We start from the raw sequence: 24,272 nt of genomic DNA, 5'->3' as shown, positions 1-24,272 counted from the left end.
TCAAGACTCACCCCCTTCTTTCTCATTTTTAGGGGGTTCTATAGCTTCTACATTTAGCTTAAATTCAGCATCAAAATTGGCGTAAAACAAAAACTTAAGCTCCGCATCCGTCAAATCTTCATAATTGATAATGCCCGTGCGCAAGTCGGTGATGGACCCCTTGCGCTGTAGCAAATCTGAGAAAGCATACAAACGGATGATATGCGCTACCTTTTTTAAGCTTTTGATTCCCTCTTCGGTCTTCACCATATCCTGCCAACGGCGGTTGTCCAGATTATTGACAAAAGTCTCAGGTGTTTCGTCGTCACCCAGGCGGTGAATGCTTACCTCTACTGGCAAGGGTGTTTCGTGGGGGGTAAAAAACATGTGGAAGCCTACTTCGCAGCTAAACAAGTCGAACAAACCAGGGCCATTGAGGTATAAGTGCCACTCGTTGTCTTTGGCTTCTATTACTTGCTCTACCGGGTGTATCCGTTCATACAGTTTTTTCAAGTACTTTACTTCGTCTTGTCCTGCCTTTTCTACCCGCGATATAACACAAATCATTACTCGGTCGAGCCCGTTTTTTTCGTAATGGTGATAATAAAACCTAATCCAAGCCCAAGCTTGTGACACCTCAAAAAACATCGCGTCCGACTCTCGCACAATTCTGTCGGTTGCCTGGGCTACCTCTTCCAGGTATTCATAAATCTCTAGCTCGCTATATAGCTCTTTAAAATATTTTTTCTCTACTTTAGAACCCGAATTATCATTTTTGATCAGTTTTTCCTGCGCTACATAGCGTATTTGTACATTCGATTGCGACAGGTCAAAGTTGTTTTGGGTTTGGTACTCATAAATAATATTGCGTACCTTTTGCTCAATGTTCAGCACGTCCTCTTTCATGTGAATGAGGCTATAGTCGGTAATGGTAGAGGGGTCAATAATGGCATTGTCTTCATCGTCTGCCAACTGAAACATTTCAGCCTTGAGCTGCTCAATTTCGGTGAGTAAATACTCAAAGTGTTGAATGCCTACCTCAAAATCGCCAATTTTAGGAATTGCCGATTCATCAAAAGCCTCTATATGCTCTAGCCTAGTGAGCAAGGGTTTGAGCTGGTGGTCTTGAATAAACAAGTTAAATATAACGGGTGTGTCGGGCAACGTTTCTACCAATTGGTCGGCAATGAGTACGGTCAACTCTTTCTCTATTTGGCGCTTCAATGCCCTCCCTCCCATTTCGGGGTCAAAGCCATTCTCAGCAAGTTTTTGCAGTACCTCTTCCGATACATTTAGAATGGTATGACGACGCATAAAGCCGTGGCGTTTGAGCAATTCTTTGATCTGTAGCCACGCAATTTGCCCAATATGCTCCAGGTTTAATTTGTTGAAAATAATCACATTGTCAATGCGGTTGATAAACTCAGGCCGGAAAAAATCACGTACTGACTTTTCGTAGGTGCTGGAGGCCAAATCGGCGCGTCGCTGAATGTTAATTTCTTTGCCTACCCGCTCTGCCCCCAGATTGGAAGTCATGATAATTACAGTATTGCAAAAACTAATGGTGCGCCCCAAGGCATCGGTCAGGCGTCCTTCGCCCAATACCTGTAGCAACAAATTGTGTACATCGGGGTGGGCTTTTTCTATCTCGTCAAACAAGAGCACACAGTAGGGATTATAGCGTATTTTGGTGGTGAGTTGCCCTTCGGGGTAATCCAGGTCACCCACCAAACGGCTCACTGCTCCTCCATCGATAAACTCGTTCATATCAAACCGTACCAGGCTGTCTTCGTGGTTAAAGAGGTATTTTGCTACTACTTTGGCGGCTTGGGTTTTTCCCACCCCAGTGGGGCCAATAAACAGGTAAGAACCAAACGGGCGCTCAGGGTTGTTGAGTTGCGCCTTGATTACATGCAACACGTCGGTCAGGCAATCTACAGCGTCTTGTTGCCCCACCAGGCGGCGCGAGATATACTGCTGAAACTCATCTTTGGTAATTTTCACCTCTGGGTCGGCCAGGCGCTCGTTGAGGTGAGTCTTAGAGCTAAACTCTTCTACGATGGTTTGGGGGGTTACTTCTTCTTCAGAGTATTTAGACGACAACTGGTGCAGGTTTTCGGCGATGGCACCAATGAGCACCATATTTTGATTAAAACGTTTTTGCAGCTCAATCAAACGCAACAAACCAGTGTTACTAATCTTAAAATCGTGTTCGCTTTCCAGCCTTACCCTCACTTTGTTGATAATGCGCAAAGACTTGGTTTCGGTAGGTTCATACAAACGCACTACTTTAAACAAATCGGTAAAACCCCGGTCGAGTTCGCTTGCAATGTCCCACTCTTCAGGGGTGGCTTCTAGCACTACTTGTATCTCTCGCTTTTGCAAATAAGGTTTCAAAACATCGCTCAATGTCATGTCGTTTTGAGCCGATTTGCCTATCCTGAAAAGGGCAATAATATTGTTAAAATATAATTTATCGCGGCGGGGGTATTCGGTAATTGGGTTCATGGCAAACCTAATGATAGACTCAAACCTGCGTTGCCACATGCCTACAATGCTCATACCCGCAATCAAACGCGAGGGGTCTACATTCCAGATGTTGTCCAGGTGGTACAATTCTTTTTCAGTGTTGCGCTCCAGGTAACGGTGCACTACCTCATGCAACAGCGTGCTTTTGCCCACCCTACGGGGCCCCAGAATGACCATTGGCACATTTTCGCGGTTGTAGATCAACCGATCGAGTTGCGTTACCAGTTCGTCTTGATAAAAAGCCCGGTTTAGTTCCGACGGATACAAATCGTTGAGTTCAAAGCCTACTTTTTCTATTTCGTCGCGCCCCTCGAAGGTGGCATTGGGGCGGAAAAACTGCTGAAACATGTCATCGTCTACATAGCCCAGGGTTATTTTTTCTCCGGCAGTGTGCATATACATGTCTACCGCCGTGCAAAACTCTTTACCATTTGCCTGGTAAGGCTCCATTAAAAACTCTTCATCATATTCTTTTTTATACCTCCGGCCAAAACGCTGAATCTGCTCTTCTACCTCGCGCACCACATCGGCTTTTTTAGGATCACGGGTTTCCATAATAAACCAGAGGTTGTCAAAAGCAGGCATAGTTACTACAGTATAGCCGTTGTGCTCAAACCAGGCAGTGGCTACTTGCCCATGAAAGTAGCGTTGCCCGTAAGAAAACTCAAGCTTTAGGTTTAGATATTTAAAATCGGGATTGAATAAATACCATAAGAAATAGTCGAGGTTGGCGCGATTGGTTTTATAGTTTTTAAATTCGTTTCGCACCGATTTTATCAGGCCTTTCATTGCCCTTTCGTAGCGATCGTTTGCTACGCTTTGGTTGGCAACAAACAACGGGCGAATGATGTATTGTTTGTTTTTGTACTGAACCCATACCGGGAACTCAAAGTGAATCGAAGCCATAAAAGTTTGATAAGTGAGTGTTAGTAGTTGGGAGTTTCTACAGCCTCAAGCTATTAGCCTTTAGCTTGGCGCAGATCGCTTGCGTGTTTGTTTTTTTTAATGTTCAACCTTTAAGGAGCAGAACATAGTGAGCTCAATGTAGTTACGCCAGCATTTGGGCAACCATCCATAGCCCCTCTAGACAACCGAATCTCTAAGTTAAGCATAATCGTAAAAAACACAAGGGGTTTTTAGTAGTTGGCTTTTCTTTGTAACCCTGAAACTACACAAGGGGTGGGCGTAAAACCGGGCATTTAACCAAAGTGACTGATATTCTTTTATTCAAAGGTGAAAGAACTTAAGCCAGAGAGATTACCTTTGACACAAAAAACTCTCAAGCTCTTAACCATTAAACGCAAATACATGCAAAAAAACGCTTTTTATATTCATATCAAAGAAGCTATCGAGATTAACCAACGACGTAAAAAAATATACGCTCAACAAACCCAACGCCAATCGGTAGGGGTTTCTAATTGGTTGATTATGTCAGAAAAAACATCATTGCCTATTGCCCATTATTTCGACTGGCGGGCGCGTAAGTTCAACCAGGCAGGCATTGGCGTGGTTGCCAGCGATTTTGTGCCAATGGACGCTATTTTACCCCCCGAAACTCCGCCCTTGTATTTGCAACAGGCAAGCCCTGCCTACCTGCACGAAGTAACCCGGCTTACTCAGGCATTTGCCCAAAAGCTGAAGGCAACCCTTAAAACATACAACTTTGAGGCAGCATGTGCGGCTACTGAGGATGCCTTGCAGCAACTAGCCCAAATAGAACACCATGCCCAGGCTCATTTTGCTATGCTCAAGCACTTGCTAGAGTCCATAGGGTACGCCTCGGTCAATGCTCCACAGTATGCTCAACTAAGCAACGGAGCTACCAGCAAGCTTTCTTGCCAATTGATTAGGATACAGGCAAAAGGACTCAGTCTGGCATTGCGCATAGATAGCCGCGCCCAAAAAATTCATCAATTAGGTACAGGTATCATCGTAAATGATGTGCCTCCTATTCCTTTTATGGAACGCTGGAGGGAGTAGCTTTGAGGATGGTTTGGTGGTTTGCAAAGTACCTATAAGTTGGGCGTTTTTTTATTCAAAAAAATAGATGCTTAAGTTGAACCAAAACAGCCTCAAGCTTACGACTTATCGTTCATACTACCAACAATATGCTTGAGGCTATTATAGCATAATAGGAAACACTTGTAGCTTATCGCTCACACCTTGAAGCTTTTTTAACTACCTACTTCCTTCTTTAGGTTTTACCCCAGCAAGGAACCACACCCACACTTCTTTTTTGTTTTTCCAGCGGGTGAGCGGATATTTAAAGTCGGCAGGAATAAGCCCCACTTTTTTGAAGTCATAACGCACAAAACCAATGTCTAAGTTATGTTTCTCTTTTTGCTCATCGCGGCTGAGTTGTTTGCGGTAGGTGCGGATAGACTCTACAATAACCAACCTTCCGCCTGGCTTGAGGGCTTTCTTTAGTTTTTTGAGGTACTTAAGCGGTTTTTCCAATATATGATGATACGTATCAATCATAATGATGGCATCGAGCTGTCCTTTGGGCAACAAAGGGTCGTTTTCTTCGCCTTTGATGGTTACAATGTTGTTGTACCCTTGCTCGGTGGCTTCTTCTTTGAGCGCCTCTAGCCTATATGTGTTCAAGTCTACCCCGTATACCTTGCCTGTTTTGCCTACAGCTTTTGCCAGGTGCATGGTCATATAACCTTGGTGACAGCCCACATCGGCTACTTTGGCACCTGGGCGAATGTTCATTGCCTTGAGCAATTGAGGCACTTTTTGCCATTTGTCACGGTCTTTCCAATCGTCCGATTTATACTGAGCGCTTGCATAGGTAGTGCCCATAAGACATAGTACAATGGTGAAAGTAAAAGTTTTGAGATTTTTCATTAGATATATGGTTTGTTTAATTACGAATTTTTCAATTACGAATTACGAATGGGCGCGAGGCGAGGCTAAAAACTATGGTCTACCGACTCCCGACTCTGGACTAAATTACGAATGGGCGCAAGGCGAGGCTAAAAACTATGGTCTACGGACTCCCGACTCTGGACTATTTATCTAACTTATCATATATGCAAAATTGACAAAAACAACATTACACTATTGACCATCGACCATTGAACCATTGACTATCGCCTAAAGATTCAACCAATAGCTCAATTTAATAACCAACGCCCGGTTTTTAACCTTAAAAGCCTCGGCAAAATAGTTGTCGGTATATACAATAAATAAGTCGGACATGGGACGGAAACGCCATTGAAAGCGACTGTTAATATTGAAATTATCGGCTTGGGTATTGTACTGCAAAAAGGTTGTCCAAAACATTGTATTAGAAAAAGAGATTTCTACAGTAGGGCTTACCAGGGTAAGGTTTGCTGTACCATAGTCACCGGGCAACTCTACGTAGTTTTGGCTCACATTTACTCTAAAATTGCCCCAAGGCTGCGCCCTAAAGTTAATTCCTCCTCCATAAGACAAACGGGTACCATTATAAAAAGTACCATATTGTACAAAAGTACTCACCGAAAATGGCTGTCGGTTGTCTGAGTTATATTCTGCTCTGCCCCAGCTAAAGGCGTAGAACGTGGCAGGTAAATATTCATCTCCACCGATTAGGTCAAGGGCAAAGGGCAGTTGCACCTCGTTGTAACGTGCGCTGAGGTTCAAGTTGCTGCTATTGGTAAAGTTGAGACGATAATTAAACCCCATATTACGCTCCTGGAACTGCCCTGTTACATCGTGGTTATATAGCACATGCCAATGGTTAAAACGATGATTGTTGATGATCCCACCCTTAGAAAAGATCGTATAACTTCCCCACACTGCCCAGCGGTCAAAGCCAATATTTACGGTTCGGTCGTTTATTACATCGTAGTTTTGCAAACGAGGTGTAAAACCTAACTCGGCAATGAAGTTTTCTTGCTGTTGTTCATAAGCCACCCCTATATTGAACTTGCGGTTACGATATTCGCCAAAGCCTCCATAACTGAGGCTTCGATCCAACTGATCGGGTGTAAAAGATTTAAAGCCCCTGAGGGCTCCACGCAGATCGCCATTATTAGACAAATACCTGAACTCCATTCCGGCTACCCGATTAAAATCATTGCCAAGCATCTGGGTACCATCAAATGCCTGTCGGTTTACCAAGATGGCGTTGATGCTTGAGCGCCCCCATACACGTTGTTGTACAGTGGCCACAAACTGGTTTTGCCCCAACGAGTCGGCTTCATGGTTGCCTTGAGTCTGCACGTCCAAGATGCCCACCCGCATAGATTTGGTAATGTTGCCCGATAAGCGTGCCCCTGCCAAAATGGGCACAGGTGTACCATCTTTGAGACCTACCCTGCGCGAAAAAAACGGTTGCGTCCGCCCTGTACCAAAGTCAGCAAACAGGTCTCTATTTTCTAAAAAGAAGTTGCGTCTTTCGGGAAAAAACAGCGAAAAACGGCTCAAATTGGTTACTTGCTGATCTACATCTACCTGCGAAAAATCAGGATTAATGGTAAGGTCAAGGTTGAGGTTAGAAGTAATGGCTATTTTGGCGTCCAGCCCGGCATTGCCTCTTCTTTCCAATCCACTGGTTTCTTCAAAGTCTTCCGACATACCCCCAATAATGTAAGGAATCAACACTACATTGCCCTTCACTTTTTTGGGTGGCGAGTCCCAACGCAAAGCACCTGTATAGCCCAAGTCGGTACCATCGTAAGGAATAGGCACGTGCGCCCAGGTAGAGTAAGCGTTGCGCTGCATGTCGTTTCTTATAAAGTTGATCCCCCACTTATCAATGGTTTCGCTATAGCGCAATGACTTAAAAGGAATGGCCATTTCTACCACCCAACGGTCGTGGTGCAGTTTTACCCTAGAGTACCACTTGGCATCCCATTCCATAGAGTTTTGCCCACCCACGGTCAATCCCTCCATTTGGGCACCTCCGGCGTTTACCCCAAACAAAAAACCGTTGCTGTGCTGATTCATAGGGTCCATCAATAGAGCAAAGCCATCGCTGTTCCAATGTCCCACGTCTCGTCTAAGCGTCTGAATCACTGGTTTTTTGTCAATAAAACATACTGCACTGATATACAAAAAATGATCGTCGTATAATAGTCGTACTTCGGTTTGGGCTTCAGCCTGCCCTTTGTCGGTAGGCCATTTGCGGAGAAAGTTGCGGGCGGCATTGGTAGATTTCCAGGCTTCTTCGTTGATGTTGCCGTCGATTTTTATCTTGGCAGCAGTTTTTACAATGTTTACCTTGTAAGTTTGTTGGTTTCGGGTAGGGTTGGGTTTGGCATAAGAGGTGAGAGTACAGGCAAAAAGCCAACAGACCAGCAGGCAAAGCCTCTGATAGTTTGATAGTTGTTTTTTCATGGGTATTGGTTTATGGTACCTTTATCATGTAGTTATTACTAGATGATAAATAACGGGATAGCAGTTTAGACAAGACGTTAATAAGTTGTTAATAACCTGGTTTGCAGACAGACAACCAGTTGTGTCCGATGAAAAACCACTTGAACAATGACTGGATGCTTTGGTAGGTAAAATAGCTACTTTGGAGGATGTAAAAGGGGCATTGGTCGAGGATTACGAATTTTTCAATTACGAATGGGCGCAAGGCTTATTAATTACGAATTGGTCAATTACGAATTACGAATGGGCGCAAGGCTTATTAATTACGAATGGGTCAATTATGAATTACGAATGGGCGCAAAGCTTATTAATTACGAATTTTTCAATTACGAATTACGAATGGGCGCAAGGCTTATTAATTACGAATTAGTCAATTACGAATTACGAATGGGCGCAAGGCTTATTAATTACGAATTGGTCAATTACAAATTACGAATGGGCGCAAGGCTTATTAATTACGAATTTTTCAATTACGAATTACGAATGGGCGCAAGGCTTATTAATTACGAATTACGAATGGGCGCAAGGCGTTACTGACTAAATGACGAATGGGGTTGAAGTAACTATGGTCTACCGACTCCCGACTCTGGACTAAAGTACGAATGGGGTTGAAGTAACTATGGTCTACCGACTCCCGACTCTGGACTAAAGTACGAATAGGTTTGAAGTGACTATGGTCTACCAACTAAATTACGAATTTTTCAATTACGAATTACGAATGGGCGCAAGGCGAGGCTAAAAACTATGGTCTACCGACTATGGACTAAAAAAAAACAAACGCGTGAGCCATCTGAGACAGGCTAAAGCTAATGGCTAAAGGCTTTGTTAAGGAAACAGCATTGGACTACTAACTATCGAGTACGAAAAAAGTTGGTGACCCATACCTGTAACTGTTGGTCGAAGTTGTGCTCTGTGTGGTCGCTGATAAACTTTTTGCGAAAAGCAGCTACCTGATAATCTTCTATACCCAAATCATCTATTTTGGCAAAGAAACCCGCCAGATTACCTTGGTCAATCAACCGCTGAAACTCTTTGATGTGCTGGCGGTTAACGTCCAAAATACCTTCGAGCAAGCGTTTGATAGACACTACAGAGTCGTGATCGCACACCAGTTTGGGTATGCCCGCCTTGAGGTTTTTTTCCAGCGATTTTTTTCTAAAAGTATGCGCAGGCTGGTCGGGCTGTTGGCATTCCTCACAATAACAAGGAATCTTCTCGTCGAGCGGTGGGTGGTTGAGCTCGCCATGAATGTGCTCGAAATGACTGCGAATGGTATACAGCAATTTATCGGCATCTACCCCCCACACCTCCAGGGCAATTTGTTTGGTGGCAAGGGCATCGTTGAGGGTGACTATAGCGCTGCTTTGCTCTATCTGTAGCACCACACCATCGCGCCAAAACAAGTGTTCGATAATGTAGGGGTGAATACGGCAAATAAACCGACTCATAATGCCTTTGGGCATAAATTTATAATGATACTCGAAGCGCAGCAAACGGGGTGCAGTTGCCTGCAAGACGGTATAATCGGGCAAGTTGAGCGGTTGCTGGGCGGGGAGTAGCTCAGGTACTATATAGTTGCCCTGATTGTCGAGGTTAAAAATAAGTTCAAAACGCTCCATAATCCGTAATAGAAACGCGTGTTTATCGTCAAAGCGTTCATCTTGCCAAATATCATCTAGTTGTGCCTCGTGAAACTTGCCTTCGGCTACTACCTGGCTGTCTAGCAGGCGGTAAGCGGCTTCGGTTGCCCATTCAGGTTTGAGCACCACGGTATTTTTGAGCGAAAGATCGTCGCCAAAATGCAAAATGACCCCAATATCGTGCAGTTGCTCGGCAAGAAAGCCCGCCGCCTCCCGACTCAACCCATGTTTTTCGCTTATGCGCAAATATTGTCGGTGTGAAATATAATCCTCCGTCATCGCCTCCAGCGCTTGACGCACCGCAAAACGATCTTTGTTCCATATTTCGCGGGTATTGGGTAGCTTAAGCAGCTCTTTGGTTGCCATTTCGCGCAAAGCATCCATGCCCTCGCCCGTTTTACACGAAGTTTCATGAAAATCGACAATGTTAGGAAAAGCCTTTTGCCAGTTTTGTTGGTTGATCTGTCCCTTGTACACATCTACCTTGTTTTGTACCACCAGCACTGGGGCATTGTCAGAGAGCAAGCTCACAATGTTGAGCCAATAGTTAAATTCTGATTTGTCTTCACCCTTGCGGGTTTCCCACACAAACACGTACACCGAATTTTTGGTCAAAAAGAACTGGTGAGTACCATAGTTGATTTCCTGCCCGGCAAAGTCCCAAATATTTGCCGTAAAATCTATAGGTTTGCCTTCCCGGATACAGCCTTCTGGTTTCCATTGCTTTATTTGAATACCCTTGGTAGTAGCACGCCCACCCACAAACCTATAGCCCGGAGTACTCATTGCCTCGGCAAGTTCGGTTTTGCCTACTTCGCCTACCCCCACAAATATCAACTTGGCTTCGTTCAACTCCCTTTGGTCGTCTTGGCGGGCAATAGAGTGTAGATAGTCTTTGAGTTTTTGGATGCCTATATTATAGGTTTCAAAAAGTTCTTGGGGGATATTTTGGATAGGGTTGTTTTCAAGCTCAAGTACTAGCAACTTATGTAATTTATCGAAAAAGTGAACCGGAAGTTCGGTGATTTGGTTGTTTGCCAACACCAATATTTTTAGCTTAATCAAACCAGCCAAAGGACGAATATTTTGAATTTGATTTACCCCCAACACTAAGCCGGTAAGCTTCGTCAAGTTGTGCAAGGGATTTACATCCATGATTTGGTTTTGTGACAAATCTAATCTATCTAACTGAAGCAGAGAATGAAGGGCTCGTACATTTTGAATTTGGTTATCTGCCACACCAAGTATTGTTAACTTTGGCAACTTTGCCAAAGGATCAAGGCTTGTGATTTTATTTTCGTTCAGATAAAGCTTTCTTAATGTGACTAAACCCGCCAAGGGTGCAAGGTCTTCTATCCTGTTCTTATTTAGAAACAAAGCCTCTAGTGCTTGTAGGCTTGCCAAAGGACTCAAATCTTCTATATGATTCTCATCTAAACGTAAATGCACCAATGCCCTTAAGCCAGCCAAAGGGCTAAGATTGGTCAGTTGATTGGAACGTAAGTAAATACTCTTTATTTTTTTATACTGCTTTAAGGCTTGAATATTGGTTAATCGACAAGAGTTAAGGTATAAAGTAGTTAAATTGGGTAAGCTTGGCAAAGTATCCAAATCTAAAGCCTGATTCCAGTTCAGGTTCAATGTTTTAAGGTCTTCTAGCCCTGCTAAATGGCTGAGGTCAGCAATGGTATTTTGGCTAAGGTTCAGTTTTTCTATTGTAGGAAAGTTTGCCAATACTTTAATATCACTAATATGATTCGAGCTTAGATTTAAAGCTTGCAATTGGGTTAAACCAGTCAAAGTTTGCAAATCATCAATGCCCCACAAGTCACCATAACCTCCAGCCACCAATTCTTTTAAGTAGGCAGGCAAAAATTTTGGAAGCTGTTTTAAGTCATTGGCTTTTTGCTGGTTATTGCTTTTTTGGGGAGTGTGACCAAAACCCACCCACTCATTACTCAAAATCAACGTTTCCAGATGATCACATTCGGCAAGGCGCTTCAACACTGGCTCGGTGCCATCCAATCCACAGTTGCCCAGGTCGAGGACAGGGTTTTTAGTGGCTAAATTTTCGTTAATCAGTTGCTTTGCCAAATCACTCATGGGCGTATGCTTGTCGTTTGATGGTTTTTAGAAGATTGAATATAAAAAAGATTTGATTCTTGGGTAGGGCTGGGAGTGTTTTTTTATTGCCTGAAGGGTAATTTGTTGGTTGCCCAAAGGAGTGCAGGTTATCTGAAAAAAACAAAAAAGCCAACTACTTACAAAAAACGATAAGTAATTGGCTTGGCTATTCAGTACAATTTAAATGTGCCGCTTAAACCCTGTGACTAAGTACTTGCCTGAAAATCCTGTTCTATGATTTCAAAAGGAACTTTCAGCACAGCCTGATAGTCTTCTCCAGCTTCTATCATGCGGTATTCTTCGGGTAAACTGTACCAATTTATTTTTACTTGCCCCTTTCCAGAGTTATGGTATTGATCTAACATTTGCATGATCTCTAGCAACCTTTGCGAGCTACCTGTATTGTAATACAATAACTTAAAATTAAAGGTAATGGGGCCTTCGTATTGTTTGGTGTAGGTATCTATCCATTGAATAATGGGTAAATAAAAATCCATTGAATATTCACTGAATGACTCTCCGCTAATTTCGAAAACCTTGGTGTTGGCATCGAAAGAAACCTGGGGGGTGTCATATTTTTCGGCGATAAAAAAATTTCTCACTTTATGTTATTTACTTTGATAATGTGTCTATAGAATAAATGTATTTATCTTTTACTTCGAGGCAAATACATTGACAACAAGCAAAACCTTATTTTTCTGGCAATGCTTTGTTGATGAAACAAGACGTTTTTTTTTCTGCAAAGGAAATCAAAAAAATAATAATTTATCGAGTACCAAATGCAAGAAATATTACACTGTAACATCTTTTTTATGCCATTTACTACATTTTCTTTGTTTTGTCCTTTTTTATATACCTTGGGTACAAACCCAGTTGGGTGCAATGGAGTGGGCTTCTTAGCAAACAGGGGGGAGTAATAAAAAAATGGTCAAGCGGAAGCTTTTTTTATCAACAGTACCTCATATTTTCGATGAATGTCCTGTTTTTTTAGCTGAATTTTGTTCTTTGACGCACTTTAAAATTTATCCGGTAGGGCTGATATATTCATAGTTACGTAAGTTTTTTGAGTAAAATCAGGGGAATAACGTCATTGAGCTAACTACAGCTTTACTTTGTCAGGCATTTAGTACTCTAGCTAAAAAAGTAAAGCCATTGGCCGATAGACCAATGGCTTTTAATTATATTATAAATGAATAGAAGACTAGATAAAAAATCAAGCGACCGTTACCTCATCTTGCAATACTATTTCGAAAGGTATTTGGATACTTGCCTGAAAGTCTTCACCTGCCTCTATGATACTGCTTTCGTCAGAGGTGGTATACCAATTTATTTTTACTTGCCCACGCCCCGACTGGTGATAGCGTTCCAGTAACTTCATCATTTCATAAAACCTTTGTGAACTGCCTGTATTGTAGTACAACAGCTTAAAGTTGAAAGTAAGAGTGCCTTGGTGTTGTTTGGTGTAGGCATCTAACCACTGGATAATAGGCAAGTAGAAGTCCATTGAGCACAGACCAAAAGACTCTCCTTTGATTTCAAAAACTTGAGTCGCAACGTCAAACGATACTTGTGGAGTATCCTGATTTTCGGGAATAAAGAAATTTTTCATTAATGTATATAATATTGTTTTTATAAATAGGTTTGACCCAAATACAAAATAAGCATGATGTTTTGTGGTACAAGTACAATATTTTGTAAGTGAAGCCGGTTGTATTATGCAAAAGAAACAAAAAAAAGTATAATTTACCGACAACAGTTGTAAAAAATATTACCTTGTAACATCTTCCCTCAAATAAAACATATAGATTGAGGGCTTGCTGTACATGCTACCCCTCCTGTAAACATCGAAGCACGCTGAGTCACTTTCTTTGTAGTCGCATTTTGTGTAGTTGGGCATAGTGCCCCCGCAATGCCAGTAATTCGGCATGGGTGCCTTGCTCCTGTATGCTGCCTTTGTCCAGTACTATAATTTTGTCTGCTTTTTGGATAGTAGACAGGCGATGAGCAATGATGATAGCAGTACGACCTTTCATCAGTTTTTTGGTGGCATTTTGTATCAATCTTTCAGTTTCTGAGTCTACCGATGAGGTTGCTTCATCCAACACAATAATTTGTGGGTCGTATACCATAGCCCTTATAAAAGCAATCATTTGGCGTTGTCCTACCGATAACGTAGCGCCACGTTCCATCACATTGTAGTTGAGCCCTTCCGGAAAACGGGAAATAAATGTTTGTGCGCCTACCATCTCTATAGCTTCCCATAATTTTTGTTCGCTGATGTGGGTAGCGCCCAGCAAAATATTGTCTCTGAGCGATTGAGCAAACAAGAATACGTCCTGCAAAACAATGCCTATTTGCGACCGCAAAAAGCCAAGGCGGTAAGCCTCTATAGGGATGTTGTCAAGCGTGATTGTTCCCCGGCTTTTTTCATAAAATCTGCCCAACGCATTAATCACCGATGATTTGCCCGCCCCGGTAACACCTACCAGTGCAAGGGTTTCACCTGCTTTTACCTCAAATGAGATGTCCTTTAGTACAGGTTCTTCCTGGTGGTAGGCAAACCATACCTTGTCAAATCTAATGTGCCCTTGCACCTGTAGAGGAGTGTAAGTGCCGTTATTGGGAATTTTCTCTTGCACGTCTATCATCCCCAAAATATGGTGCAGGCTTACCAACCCCGCTTGTAACACATTGAGACGTTGGGCAAGGTTACGCACCGGACCAAACACCATGCGGATATACATGATAAAAGCGACCAATACTCCCAGCGATATCTCGTCCTTCAATACGCTACGTGCCCCATACCACACCAGCAAGCCAGTGCCTCCTGCGGTGAGCGCTTCGGTAACGGGCATATATACTGACTCGTACCAAACTGATTTGAGGTATATTTTTTTGAAACGGTGGCTTACTTCCCGAAACTTTGCTTGTTCGCTTTGTTGTGCGCCAAACAGTTGAATAATGCGCATGCCGCTTATTCGTTCCTGAACAAAAGCATTGAGCTCGGCTACAATGTCTCGTACTTCAGTCACCACTACTTTCATTTTCTCTTTAAACACAAACGAGCTCCACATAAACAAAGGCAACAGTGAGATGCTTACCAGGGTAAGTTGCCAATGAGTATAAAGCATAATGCTAAAAATAGTAATGGTAAAAAAAATATCGGCAATGAGTGCCGCAATGCCTGCCGAAAGAATGCCCGATAGTGTTTGTACATCGGTAATGTTGCGGGTCATAAGTTCGCCAATGGGGGTTTGGTCATAATACCTCAAGCGTAGGCTTAATAAGTGTCGGTATACGTGCATTCTGATGTCTCTGACCACGGTTTGCCCCAACCAGGCAGCCAAGTAGGTGTGGGCATACGTGAGCAATACTTGCACCATTACTACAGCCACCATCCACCACGATAGGGTAACCAAACCTGCATAGTTATTTTTGAGTATGTAATTGTCTACCGCCAGTTGTACTAAAATGGCCTGTGAAGGACGCAAGACAGCAGTGATGATGGCCAGGAAAAGCAAAAGGTAAAAATACGCTTGATAAGGGATTACAAACTCAACCAAACGATGGTAAATTTTCCAGTGGAGTTTTTTTCTTTGCGAGGTAGCTTTTTCTTTTACTGGCATTTTTATGTGAATATGATTTAATTTGGCAACGGGCACTTTTTGACATGCGTGCACCATTAGAGCTTGTTTAAATTTTCATTTATAGGAGATTTTATGATGAGTTTTCAGATTAGATGCGTCAAATTTTGAAGTAATAGCAGCGCTATTGCTGATAAATTTGACAATATATAATCAGGAAAGGCACGTAAAAGACCTAATTAATGATTTTTAAACAAGCTCTTATCCAATGTCTGTAAAAAACACCAGTTTTTATACTTTAAATAAAAAAAGAAACACTTTTATGAAATACCTTAATCTATTACTTCTGCTTTGCTTTGGGCAACTATTGGCACATGCACAGCTACCTACTCCCCAAAAGGAGCAGCCCTCTCAAAAGTATGGGTTTATCAATCGCGCTGGCAAAGTGGTGGTTTCTCTTAAATATAGCAATGCCCGCGATTGTTCGGAGGGGCTCATAGCAGTACAAAAAAGAAAAAAGTGGGGGTTTATTAATAAAAAGGGCAAAGTAGTGATCAGATTTAGGTACGAAGATGCCCGCCCTTTTTCTAATGGATTGGCAAGAGTAAAGAAAGAAGGCAAGTGGGGGTTTATTAATAAAAAAGGTAAAGCAGTGATTGAGTTTCAGTATGAAGAGGCTGGCTGGTTTTTGCGGGGACGTGCCAAGGTAAAAGAAGAGGGAAAGTGGGGATTTATTGATCAAGCAGGCAAAGCCGTTATTGAATCAAAATATGACCATATAGACAGCTACGCCAAAGAGGGTTTTTACCGGGTAAAAATAAACAACAAGTGGGGACTCATTGGGCAAGATGGCAAAGTGATAGTACCCATAGAGTTTGACAAGGTCACAGACTTTTACCAAGGAGTAGCAAGAGTAAAAAAGGGGGATTACTGGGGCTTGGTGAACCAACAGGGAAAAGTGGTGATTGATCCCGTTTTCGACAAGGTAAGGAGCACCGCCAAGCGTGGATATATCAAGGTAAAGAAAAACGGTCGGTGGGGAATGGTGGATAGTACTGGTAAAATAATGATTCCTCTGGAATTTACCTACTTGTACTATTATGCCAACAGCGATTTTATTTTGGTAAAGCAAGGGCTGAAGTGGGGAGCATTTACCGCAAAAGGTGGGTTATTGGTGCCTGTCGGGGTCGACCGGGTAAGTGTGTTGAACAAGCATTTGATCATAGTAAGAACAGGTAAGTTGTGGAAGTTGGTCAATCAGCAGGGCAAACAGTTGCTTCCGCTCAGGTACCAAAGCATCCAGTTAGCCAGTAAGACTTTGCTCATTGTAAAACAAGGTGGCAAGAAGGGCATCGTAGATACAGCAGGAAAGGTAATGCTACCTATAGTGTATGATAGAGTCAGTGTTTTTCATAAAGGGCTTGCGTCGGTAAAAAAACAAGGTAAATGGGGGTTTATCAACACCAACTGCCAATTGGTCATTCCGCTGGAGTACGATTACCTGGGGTATTTTCAAAGAGGATTGGCATTGGTAGAAAAAAATCAAAAATACGGATTTATGGATACTACTGGCAAAGTGGTGATTCCTTTGGCATACGACAAAGCCAATCGGTTCAACTATTCACTATCGGTTGTAAAAAAAGGAGGCAAGTGGGGCTTGATTGACTCTACAGGAAAAGTGGTGTTGCCTATTGCTATAGAAGCTGATGATGTAACGATGAGAGACAGCCTGCTGCTGTCTATAGAAAAAAAGGGTAAAAAGGGTTTGCTAGATCTGCAAGGCAAAACAGTGGTTCCGATAAAATATCTGCGTATATACCGTTTTTATGAAAGCGAAGAGAAGGTATTTTGGCAGGCAGAAACCAAAAACGCTACAAGTATGTACAATGCTCAAGGGCAGCTATTATTTACAATGAAACTACAACACCTCAATTGGTTTCTAAACGAGTTTTTTATGTTGTACAACAATGGTAAAATAGCCTTGGTAAACGAGCAGGGCAAAGTGATATTTCCGTGGGGCAAGTATAGGTTCAGGGGTTTTTCGGAGAGCCTAGAAGATGAGTTCTTTTGTGTTGTAACTACCAACATCAACCAACACAAACAGGTAATGGTATATAACCGCAACGGTAAACCAATGTTGGCTACTAAGCTAGACTTGATCAAGCCGTTTCGAGAAGGGCTTGCCCAAATAAAAAAAGGCAAGCGGTGGGGGTTGATCAACAAAAAGACCCAAATAGTAGTTGCACCAAAATATGGTAGTATAGGCAGGTTTCGAGAAGGGCTGGCAAAAGTGGGGGATTAAAGACTGAGGCAATTAATGTGTGCATAAACCCCTTCAGGGTGGCGTAGGGCTACTTTGGAGGGGTTTGTTCATGAAAAGAAAAGTCTGAGTACTTTTACATCAGGTACTTTTCTTTTCAAATTTATATCTACCTTACTATAAAGTGTGTTTTAAATGTATTGATATTGATTTAGTGCTATTTTTTGATTTTATAAAATGCTTTTAAAGCAAGTTTATAGCCTATTTATAGTGCCTCAAGGCAGGCAAAACAGCCTACACAGGAAATTCATCTTTATAGGAGGATTTTCTCTAAGTAAACCAAGTGATAGTGATCAATCGTATATTTGTTGAAAATAAGTCAAATGTTTATTAATCAATTGATTGTGGCATTAGTTTCGGTGATTAAAAGAATATTGTTTTGCTTTTTTGTATACTTGCAAAAGTCATTTTTGTTTTACAAACACCTTAAAATATTCTCCAGGAAAAGCAATTTTATTAGAGATTTTCCTGGAGTGCTAAGCGAGTAGTAGTCAAAGAGATGTTCTTTGAAAAATTATATAATTACTTGTTATTCAAATAAGTTGAGATCAAAAAAAGCTGCAAACCAAATATTATTCTTTCTCTTTTTGGAGAATAATCTCAAAACATAGAGATTGCACACAAATAAAAAAAGCGAGCATGCGCATGCCTTGACTTTTAATATCACACATACAAGTACTTATTATTCAACTAATTACAACATAATAAATCTCATGAAAAAGAACGTTAAAAAACCATTTTTCGCCAAATTTTTAGAAAACCAGGTAAAAGAAGAAAGCTTGACTAACGCAAAAGGCGGAACTTGTATTCAGACCAGAAAGTACCCTTCTGACAGTGACGAGTATGTTACTATGAAGTACCCTTCTGACAATGATGAGTTTTAGACAGTAAGCCATCATAAGAGAGCACTCAGTCAATAGTGTATTACTTAATAAAATACTTTGTTGAATTGTGTGTTCTCTAAAAGAGCGTATGTCCAATGTTTGTACAGCGAGCAAAAAATAGCCGCTTTGTGGGGCAACCCAACAGCATAAGCGAACGTTTGCTGCTCAAATATAAACCCTTGGACATACGCTTATAGCAAACCCAACCCTTTATAAACTCATCCTCCCTGTTGATGGTTAAAAACTTACCGTTGGTAAATTAGGACGATTTGTTTTATACAAAGTGCTTAACTTTGTAGCAATGAGTAGGAAATGCTCGCTTTGGGCGAGTTACTACATCAGGTACCTAATTTTTTAATTATTACAAAACATTATTCATCTTATGAAAAAGGTAAAAAAACCATTTTTTGCTCAATTTTTAGAAAATCAAATTGCCGACGAAAAACTAACCAACACTAAAGGAGGATTAAGTGCTGCTACTTTTGCCACCGCCACTGCTGCTTCTGACAAAAAGAAGAAGATTAAAATAGAACAAACTATGAAGTATCCTTCTGATGCTGACGAAGATTATACAATGAAGTATCCTTCTGACAGCGACGAATGGTAGACACAGCCATTGTTCATTATACAGACTTTTGGTTTTTAACCTGTTGGCTTAAAAGCTAAAAGCCTAACGACTTACAAACTACTTGTTTATATTTTAGACAAGTAGTTTGTTCAACATTTGTTTTGTTCCCTAACCCATCCGGTTTTTCTCATAAAGCAACCCCCCGAATGAAGATATTGTTATTGACCCACAGTGGTGACTTTTTTACCATAGACCGGGTACAGCAAGCTTTAGAAGCAATAGGTACCCACCCCATCAGAATCAATACTGATTTATATCCCGAAGAAATCAAGGTGAACTTTCACCTAGAGGCAGGCACTCCCAAGGTTTTTATTGAAACCCCCCAGGGTACTATAGACACTGACGAGGTAGAAGGGGTGTGGATGCGCCGAATATGGAAGCCACGACTGGACAAAGAAATTCAAGGCGACTTTAGGAATATTTGCCTAGGTGAATCTCAAACTGTTTTACGCAATTCGCTTTTGTTACTCGATCACGCGATATGGTTAGACCCATTAGAGCATATCTCGCGGGCAGCCAATAAGTTGTACCAACTAAAGCTTGCCGTAAAACACGGATTACAGGTGCCTGCTACATTGATTACCAATGAGGCAGCACAAGCATTGAGCTTTTATAAGAATAAGCAAGACATTATTACTAAAATGCACGACCAAACCGATTATGGTATGGGGCGTTCGGCTATGCAAATGAACACCTACAAGGTAACCCCCGAACACGTAGAGGAGTTTGAGTCGTTGCAATACTGTCCAATGACTTTTCAGAAAGAAATCAAAAAAGCCTGTGAGTTAAGGGTAGTATATGTAGGAGGGGAGTTTTTTACCGGAGCCATTGATACCAGCCAATCTGCCCAGGGGGGCACCGATTGGCGCCGGAGCGAAATTAACGAAGCTGAGTGGACTCATTTTAGCCTGCCAGCAGATGTACGGGCAAAACTGGTCAGTTTTATGGACGAACTCCACTTGTCGTTTGGGGCTTTAGACCTTATTCATACTCCCAATGATGAGTATGTATTTTTGGAGGTAAACCCGTTGGGTGAATGGGGAATGCTGGAACGTGACCTTGATTTGCCTATTTCTAAAGCAATAGCCAACACACTATATAAACAGATAAAAACTAAACAACACACTACTACCGCATGAATGTATTAATTATTAGCTGGAGCGGCGACAATGAGAGCGTGGCACTGGTAACCAAAGCTATAGAAGCTAAAGGAGGAAAAGCCTACCGATTTGACACTGACCTGTACCCTACCCAACTGATGATGTCGGCTGGATACGAAGGCAACAAGAGAACTTTGCGCCTCAAGGGTGCACAGATGGATCTTGACCTTGCCAAAGACATCGACGCGATTTGGTATCGCAGGCTTAGAATAGGGCAAGAGATTCCACAAGAGATCAACAAGCAATTGTACATGGCTTCGGTAGAAGAGTCTAAAAAGACTTTTGCCGGAATGTTGGGCAGCATGAAAAAATTTACGTTGGACCCTTACCACAAGGTAAGACACACCGAAAACAAACAGCTACAGCTACAAATAGCTGCTGAACTGGGGCTTGATATTCCCCGTACCTTGTTTACCAACGATGCCGAAGCGGTCAAAGAGTTTTACCATAGTGTAAAGGCTCCCCTGATTACCAAAATGCAACACTCGTTTGCCGTGTATGACAAGGAAGGGCGTGAAAATGTGGTATTTACCAACGAAATTACTGAGGAACATCTCGAAGACCTGGAGGGGTTGGAGGTGTGTCCGATGACTTTTCAGGAAAAAGTTGACAAAAAGGTCGAGCTTCGTATCACCATTGTAGGCAACAAAGTGTTTGCCGCAGCGGTAGATTCCAGTGTGTCGGAACTTTCGAAAACCGACTGGAGACGCGATGGAGTGGGGCTGGAAAATGCCTGGAAACCTTACAATCTACCGCAAGAGGTAGAAGCAAAACTACTAAAGCTCATGGATGAGCTAGGGCTCAACTATGGGGCTGCCGACGTGATTGTTACCCACGATGAGCGTTATGTTTTTCTGGAGGTAAACCCCGCAGGTGAGTTTTTCTGGTTAGACAAGTTGTTTAATGGGCAAATTTCGGAAGCTCTAGCCGATGTTTTGCTAGACAAAGCTCCACGACGCACCAATAATATACAAGTATTGGCAGAGGCTTAAACTGCTATAAACGATCAGCAACAAGCGACAAGTCACAAGTGATAAAACATTTGGTGGTTTGTCGTTTTTTTTATGTGTCTCGTTAGGGATTACGAATAGGGCAATTAGTCCAGAGTCGGGAGTCCGTAGACCATAGTTACTTCAAACCGATTCGTACTTTAGTCCAGAGTCGGGAGTCCGTAGACCATAGTTACTTCAACCCCATTCGTCATTTAGTCAGTAACGCCTTGCGCCCATTCGTAATTCGTAATTAATAAGCCTTGCGCCCATTCGTAATTCGTAATTGACCCATTCGTAATTAACTTCGAAGAGCTCCGTTTGGAGAAAACTCCATTATATTGTATTATTAACGATAAGAACTCATCTGGAAAAGTTGTCAGGTATCATGTTTTATGTTTAAATCAAAGAAAGTATGTTTTACGCAAAACAACTATATCAATTCCTCTTGCTTTTATTGGTAGTGAGTGCCTGTGATACACGCTGTTTGAAACCAGCAGGAAAAACCATTACAACGACGCGCACGGTCGCCAATTTTGAACATATCAATATAGGTTTGCAATGCCATGTACACAGCATTTTGCAACAAGCCGACACACCTACGCCAAACAACAGCCAGGAACTGACTATTACCGCCAGTAAAAACATTATCCCCTATATACAAATTACCGATAAAGACAAGCTCTTAAACATCAGCACCGCCATTCCGCAATGCGATAGACTTACCAAAAGGAAGGCTTATCTGAAAATACCTTATTCGCAACTTCGGAGCATTAGTCACAATGGTTATGATGTGTTTGAATCGATGGACACTTTAAAATCGGAAAGGCTCGATGTTAGTGCAAATTACCAAGGGGATTTACGTTTATTGGTGCATACTGACCAACTCCATGCAAGCCTTAAGCACATAGGGCATATCAGCTTGGCAGGTATCACCCGCTATGCGTTTATTCAGACAAGTAGCGATTGGTCGCCGCCTGTTGGTTTCGGACATTTTAAGGGCAAACATTTACAAACCAAAACTTGTACGGTTTTGCACCAGGCAGAGGGCAATGTAGAGGTTTTGGTAAGCGATACCCTGAACGCTACAATCAACGGTGTGGGTAATATTATTTATTATGGAAACCCAAAAATTATCAATCAACAGGGTTCAGGAAGTGGCAAGTTGATTAATGGAGAACTATGACAAACAAGACACTGTATTTTATATGCCTGCTGTTCGGTCAGATGGCTAACTTACATGCACAAACCAACCGACAGCTATTGAGTTACGATATGTATCTGCACAAAGCTTCTGTCATTAGAGGTGGACAACATTTGGGGCGAGGCAACCCTTATGCCTTTGAATTTCGCGTATTGCAACAAACCGATGGGCGCAAATGGTGGCACAAACCTTTCAATTATCCGCGTGTTGGGCTATCGTTCAATTACTTGGATTTTGACGACCCGATGCTTGGCAAAGCGTATAGCGTGCAATTAACTGCCGAAAAACGCCTCCTGACTTTTGGCAAAAACCGACGAGACCCGGCATCCCCTCCCCGATTGACGCTTAACTTTATAGCCGGAATGGGGGTAGGTTATGTAACAAACCCTTTTGACAGGTTGCATAACCCAAAAAATATTATGATAGGAAGCCATCTTAATACATCTTGGATAGGGCATTTATCATTGAGTTATGCCATTACCAGGCAATTCCGTTTGCAAGCCCAAACAGGCATTATCCATTTTTCGAATGCGGCTTTTACTTTGCCCAACCAAGGGGTAAATCTTTCGAGTGTCAATATCGGGCTTAGTTATCAGCCGACTATAACCCTCAAACCCGATAGCTTAGCCTCGCGAGCTACTGCGCCTAAACGTTCGGCTTACGGGCTACTGCGATTCTCGTTAGGTGTCACAGAAAAATACCCTACTGGCGGAAAAAAATACGGTATTATGGCTTTGCACGCACACTTACTAAAAATGTGGGGGAAGGTGAGTTTTTGGCAGGTTGGTGTAGAAGGCTTTCATAATCCGCGACTGGTCGAACTTGCCCAAGCCGACGAACACCCGCACAATAAACGCTTTGCCCTTACTGCCGGAGTGGGTTGGATTGCCGGGCGTTTGCTTGGTGATGTGGGCATTGGATATTATTTTTACAAGCCACAACGCATGGACACTCGAGTGTATGAACGTTATGGTCTTCGATACTTTTTACACAAAAAAATGTTTATCGCTTTCCATGTAAAAAGTCAACGTGGAAGTGTTGACAACTTGGAGTTTGGTATTGGTGGAAGGTTTGGAAATTGAAGGAATAACATTCATCTTAGGAATGGTGAGAAATTAAATTACCATTCTTGAGGTAGAGGTTTTGTTTTGAGACGAGGCTATTTTTTGCGCCCATAGCAGCGTTACGGGCAATAAAAATAACGAAGTATCAAGGCGAAAAATCACCCCTCAGAGTGTAAATTTATTTTTGAACAATTCCTAAGTATAAATAGTTTTTAAATTCATCAATCGCTGATCACCAGCAAACAACTTTGACTAAAATCACTGCGGAGTATTGTATGATTGAAAGACTCTTTTAAAGCTTAGATTGACACTTATGTGCACTTGATTTGGGGCGCTGCCAACGGCTAATTTTAGACAAGCTTCTAAAACTTACAACCTACTCAAAATAAGCATACTATGGATTTATTAGCTACCGATATAATACCAAGTCTGATTGAAAACTCATACAAACTCACTTGTAGTCGTCTTAAGGCTTTTGGCAAGTTCTTCACTGTCGTTACCCGCTCTCTTGGTCAGCTGCGCTTAAGACCAAGAGGAGGGGACAAGCTTGGGGATGGCTTTTAGATCTAGACATACAATAGCGTACGGGTAATGGCAACGATTTGATATAACAGGGTGTACCTAGTGGAGGCTACGCCGACACCCCTCTTGCGGGGCACTGGTATTGCGACTTGTCGCACCGATATGCATCGGTATCCAAGGACTTGAAGCACCGATATGCATCGGCATCTAAGGACTTGCCCCTGTCGGGGTTTTTAACTACGCTTTTTGTAAGTCACTTAAAATCAACGTTATAC

The 24,272-nt window shown here is 42.2% G+C and carries 16 protein-coding genes; 8 read left to right on the top strand and 8 right to left on the bottom strand.

Features of this window, described 5'->3' with window-relative positions; all coding sequences use genetic code 11:
• Positions 1-3,414 carry an AAA family ATPase gene (locus tag Q0954_RS09605; RefSeq protein WP_299456236.1) on the bottom strand — a complete coding sequence of 1,138 codons (3,414 nt, stop codon included), beginning with the start codon at positions 3,412-3,414 and terminating at the stop codon, positions 1-3.
• A 402-nt stretch (positions 3,415-3,816) separates the two neighbouring features.
• Between Q0954_RS09605 and Q0954_RS09600 the strand changes: the two genes are divergently transcribed.
• Positions 3,817-4,488, top strand: a complete 672-nt coding sequence (locus tag Q0954_RS09600) for a hypothetical protein (RefSeq protein WP_299456234.1) — start codon at positions 3,817-3,819, stop codon at positions 4,486-4,488.
• Between the two features lie 198 nt (positions 4,489-4,686).
• Here the strand turns inward: Q0954_RS09600 and Q0954_RS09595 are convergent, their stop codons facing one another.
• The 7 genes from Q0954_RS09595 to Q0954_RS09565 form a co-directional block, all read right to left on the bottom strand.
• Complete coding sequence (locus tag Q0954_RS09595) at positions 4,687-5,361, bottom strand: class I SAM-dependent methyltransferase (RefSeq protein WP_299456232.1); 675 nt, start codon at positions 5,359-5,361, stop codon at positions 4,687-4,689.
• A gap of 249 nt (positions 5,362-5,610) precedes the next feature.
• Entirely contained in the window at positions 5,611-7,839 is a 2,229-nt protein-coding gene (locus tag Q0954_RS09590) for a DUF5916 domain-containing protein (RefSeq protein WP_299456231.1), read from the bottom strand.
• 538 nt (positions 7,840-8,377) lie between these two features.
• Positions 8,378-8,563, bottom strand: a complete 186-nt coding sequence (locus Q0954_RS09585) for a hypothetical protein (protein ID WP_299456229.1) — start codon at positions 8,561-8,563, stop codon at positions 8,378-8,380.
• Between the two features lie 166 nt (positions 8,564-8,729).
• Positions 8,730-11,621 (bottom strand): COR domain-containing protein, encoded by a 2,892-nt coding sequence (locus Q0954_RS09580; RefSeq protein WP_299456227.1) that lies wholly within the window; start codon positions 11,619-11,621, stop codon positions 8,730-8,732.
• A 227-nt stretch (positions 11,622-11,848) separates the two neighbouring features.
• On the bottom strand, positions 11,849-12,244 hold the full coding sequence (locus Q0954_RS09575; protein WP_299456225.1) for a DUF1987 domain-containing protein: 396 nt from the start codon (positions 12,242-12,244) through the stop codon (positions 11,849-11,851).
• Positions 12,245-12,855: 611 nt separating this feature from the next.
• Positions 12,856-13,251, bottom strand: coding sequence for a DUF1987 domain-containing protein (locus Q0954_RS09570; protein ID WP_299456223.1), 396 nt, complete (start codon positions 13,249-13,251; stop codon positions 12,856-12,858).
• Between the two features lie 250 nt (positions 13,252-13,501).
• A complete protein-coding gene (locus Q0954_RS09565) occupies positions 13,502-15,268 on the bottom strand; it encodes an ABC transporter ATP-binding protein (RefSeq protein ID WP_299456221.1) in 1,767 nt (588 codons plus the stop codon).
• A gap of 280 nt (positions 15,269-15,548) precedes the next feature.
• Between Q0954_RS09565 and Q0954_RS09560 the strand changes: the two genes are divergently transcribed.
• From Q0954_RS09560 to Q0954_RS09530, 7 genes are all read left to right on the top strand, one after another.
• Positions 15,549-17,528 (top strand): WG repeat-containing protein, encoded by a 1,980-nt coding sequence (locus Q0954_RS09560; protein ID WP_299456219.1) that lies wholly within the window; start codon positions 15,549-15,551, stop codon positions 17,526-17,528.
• Positions 17,529-18,259: 731 nt separating this feature from the next.
• Positions 18,260-18,430, top strand: a complete 171-nt coding sequence (locus Q0954_RS09555; RefSeq protein ID WP_002703878.1) for a microviridin/marinostatin family tricyclic proteinase inhibitor — start codon at positions 18,260-18,262, stop codon at positions 18,428-18,430.
• A 382-nt stretch (positions 18,431-18,812) separates the two neighbouring features.
• On the top strand, positions 18,813-19,037 hold the full coding sequence (locus Q0954_RS09550; RefSeq protein ID WP_299456215.1) for a microviridin/marinostatin family tricyclic proteinase inhibitor: 225 nt from the start codon (positions 18,813-18,815) through the stop codon (positions 19,035-19,037).
• A gap of 167 nt (positions 19,038-19,204) precedes the next feature.
• Positions 19,205-20,197: an MvdC family ATP-grasp ribosomal peptide maturase gene (locus tag Q0954_RS09545; protein WP_299456213.1), complete on the top strand. Its 993-nt coding sequence runs from the start codon at positions 19,205-19,207 to the stop codon at positions 20,195-20,197.
• Entirely contained in the window at positions 20,194-21,210 is a 1,017-nt protein-coding gene (locus Q0954_RS09540; protein ID WP_299456211.1) for an MvdD family ATP-grasp ribosomal peptide maturase, read from the top strand. The genes Q0954_RS09545 and Q0954_RS09540 overlap by 4 nt, the downstream gene beginning before the upstream one ends.
• 412 nt (positions 21,211-21,622) lie before the next feature.
• On the top strand, positions 21,623-22,393 hold the full coding sequence (locus Q0954_RS09535; RefSeq protein ID WP_299456209.1) for a DUF2807 domain-containing protein: 771 nt from the start codon (positions 21,623-21,625) through the stop codon (positions 22,391-22,393).
• Positions 22,390-23,493, top strand: coding sequence for an acyloxyacyl hydrolase (locus tag Q0954_RS09530; RefSeq protein WP_299456207.1), 1,104 nt, complete (start codon positions 22,390-22,392; stop codon positions 23,491-23,493). The genes Q0954_RS09535 and Q0954_RS09530 overlap by 4 nt, the downstream gene beginning before the upstream one ends.
• Positions 23,494-24,272 lie beyond the last annotated feature (779 nt).

The sequence above is a fragment of the uncultured Microscilla sp. genome (assembly GCF_947493425.1).
Lineage (GTDB): Bacteria > Bacteroidota > Bacteroidia > Cytophagales > Microscillaceae > Microscilla.
Note: the sequence above shows the minus strand (reverse complement) of the source record. Positions and strands in the feature narration are given on the sequence as shown.

Coding starts and splice junctions, on each gene's coding strand:
- Q0954_RS09560 (WP_299456219.1), top strand. CDS start 15,549: ATGAAATACCTTAATCTATTACTTCTGCTTTGCTTTGGGCAACTATTG.
- Q0954_RS09605 (WP_299456236.1), bottom strand. CDS start 3,414: ATGGCTTCGATTCACTTTGAGTTCCCGGTATGGGTTCAGTACAAAAAC.
- Q0954_RS09600 (WP_299456234.1), top strand. CDS start 3,817: ATGCAAAAAAACGCTTTTTATATTCATATCAAAGAAGCTATCGAGATT.
- Q0954_RS09595 (WP_299456232.1), bottom strand. CDS start 5,361: ATGAAAAATCTCAAAACTTTTACTTTCACCATTGTACTATGTCTTATG.
- Q0954_RS09555 (WP_002703878.1), top strand. CDS start 18,260: ATGAAAAAGAACGTTAAAAAACCATTTTTCGCCAAATTTTTAGAAAAC.
- Q0954_RS09530 (WP_299456207.1), top strand. CDS start 22,390: ATGACAAACAAGACACTGTATTTTATATGCCTGCTGTTCGGTCAGATG.
- Q0954_RS09535 (WP_299456209.1), top strand. CDS start 21,623: ATGTTTTACGCAAAACAACTATATCAATTCCTCTTGCTTTTATTGGTA.
- Q0954_RS09540 (WP_299456211.1), top strand. CDS start 20,194: ATGAATGTATTAATTATTAGCTGGAGCGGCGACAATGAGAGCGTGGCA.
- Q0954_RS09565 (WP_299456221.1), bottom strand. CDS start 15,268: ATGCCAGTAAAAGAAAAAGCTACCTCGCAAAGAAAAAAACTCCACTGG.
- Q0954_RS09550 (WP_299456215.1), top strand. CDS start 18,813: ATGAAAAAGGTAAAAAAACCATTTTTTGCTCAATTTTTAGAAAATCAA.
- Q0954_RS09545 (WP_299456213.1), top strand. CDS start 19,205: ATGAAGATATTGTTATTGACCCACAGTGGTGACTTTTTTACCATAGAC.
- Q0954_RS09570 (WP_299456223.1), bottom strand. CDS start 13,251: ATGAAAAATTTCTTTATTCCCGAAAATCAGGATACTCCACAAGTATCG.
- Q0954_RS09580 (WP_299456227.1), bottom strand. CDS start 11,621: ATGAGTGATTTGGCAAAGCAACTGATTAACGAAAATTTAGCCACTAAA.
- Q0954_RS09590 (WP_299456231.1), bottom strand. CDS start 7,839: ATGAAAAAACAACTATCAAACTATCAGAGGCTTTGCCTGCTGGTCTGT.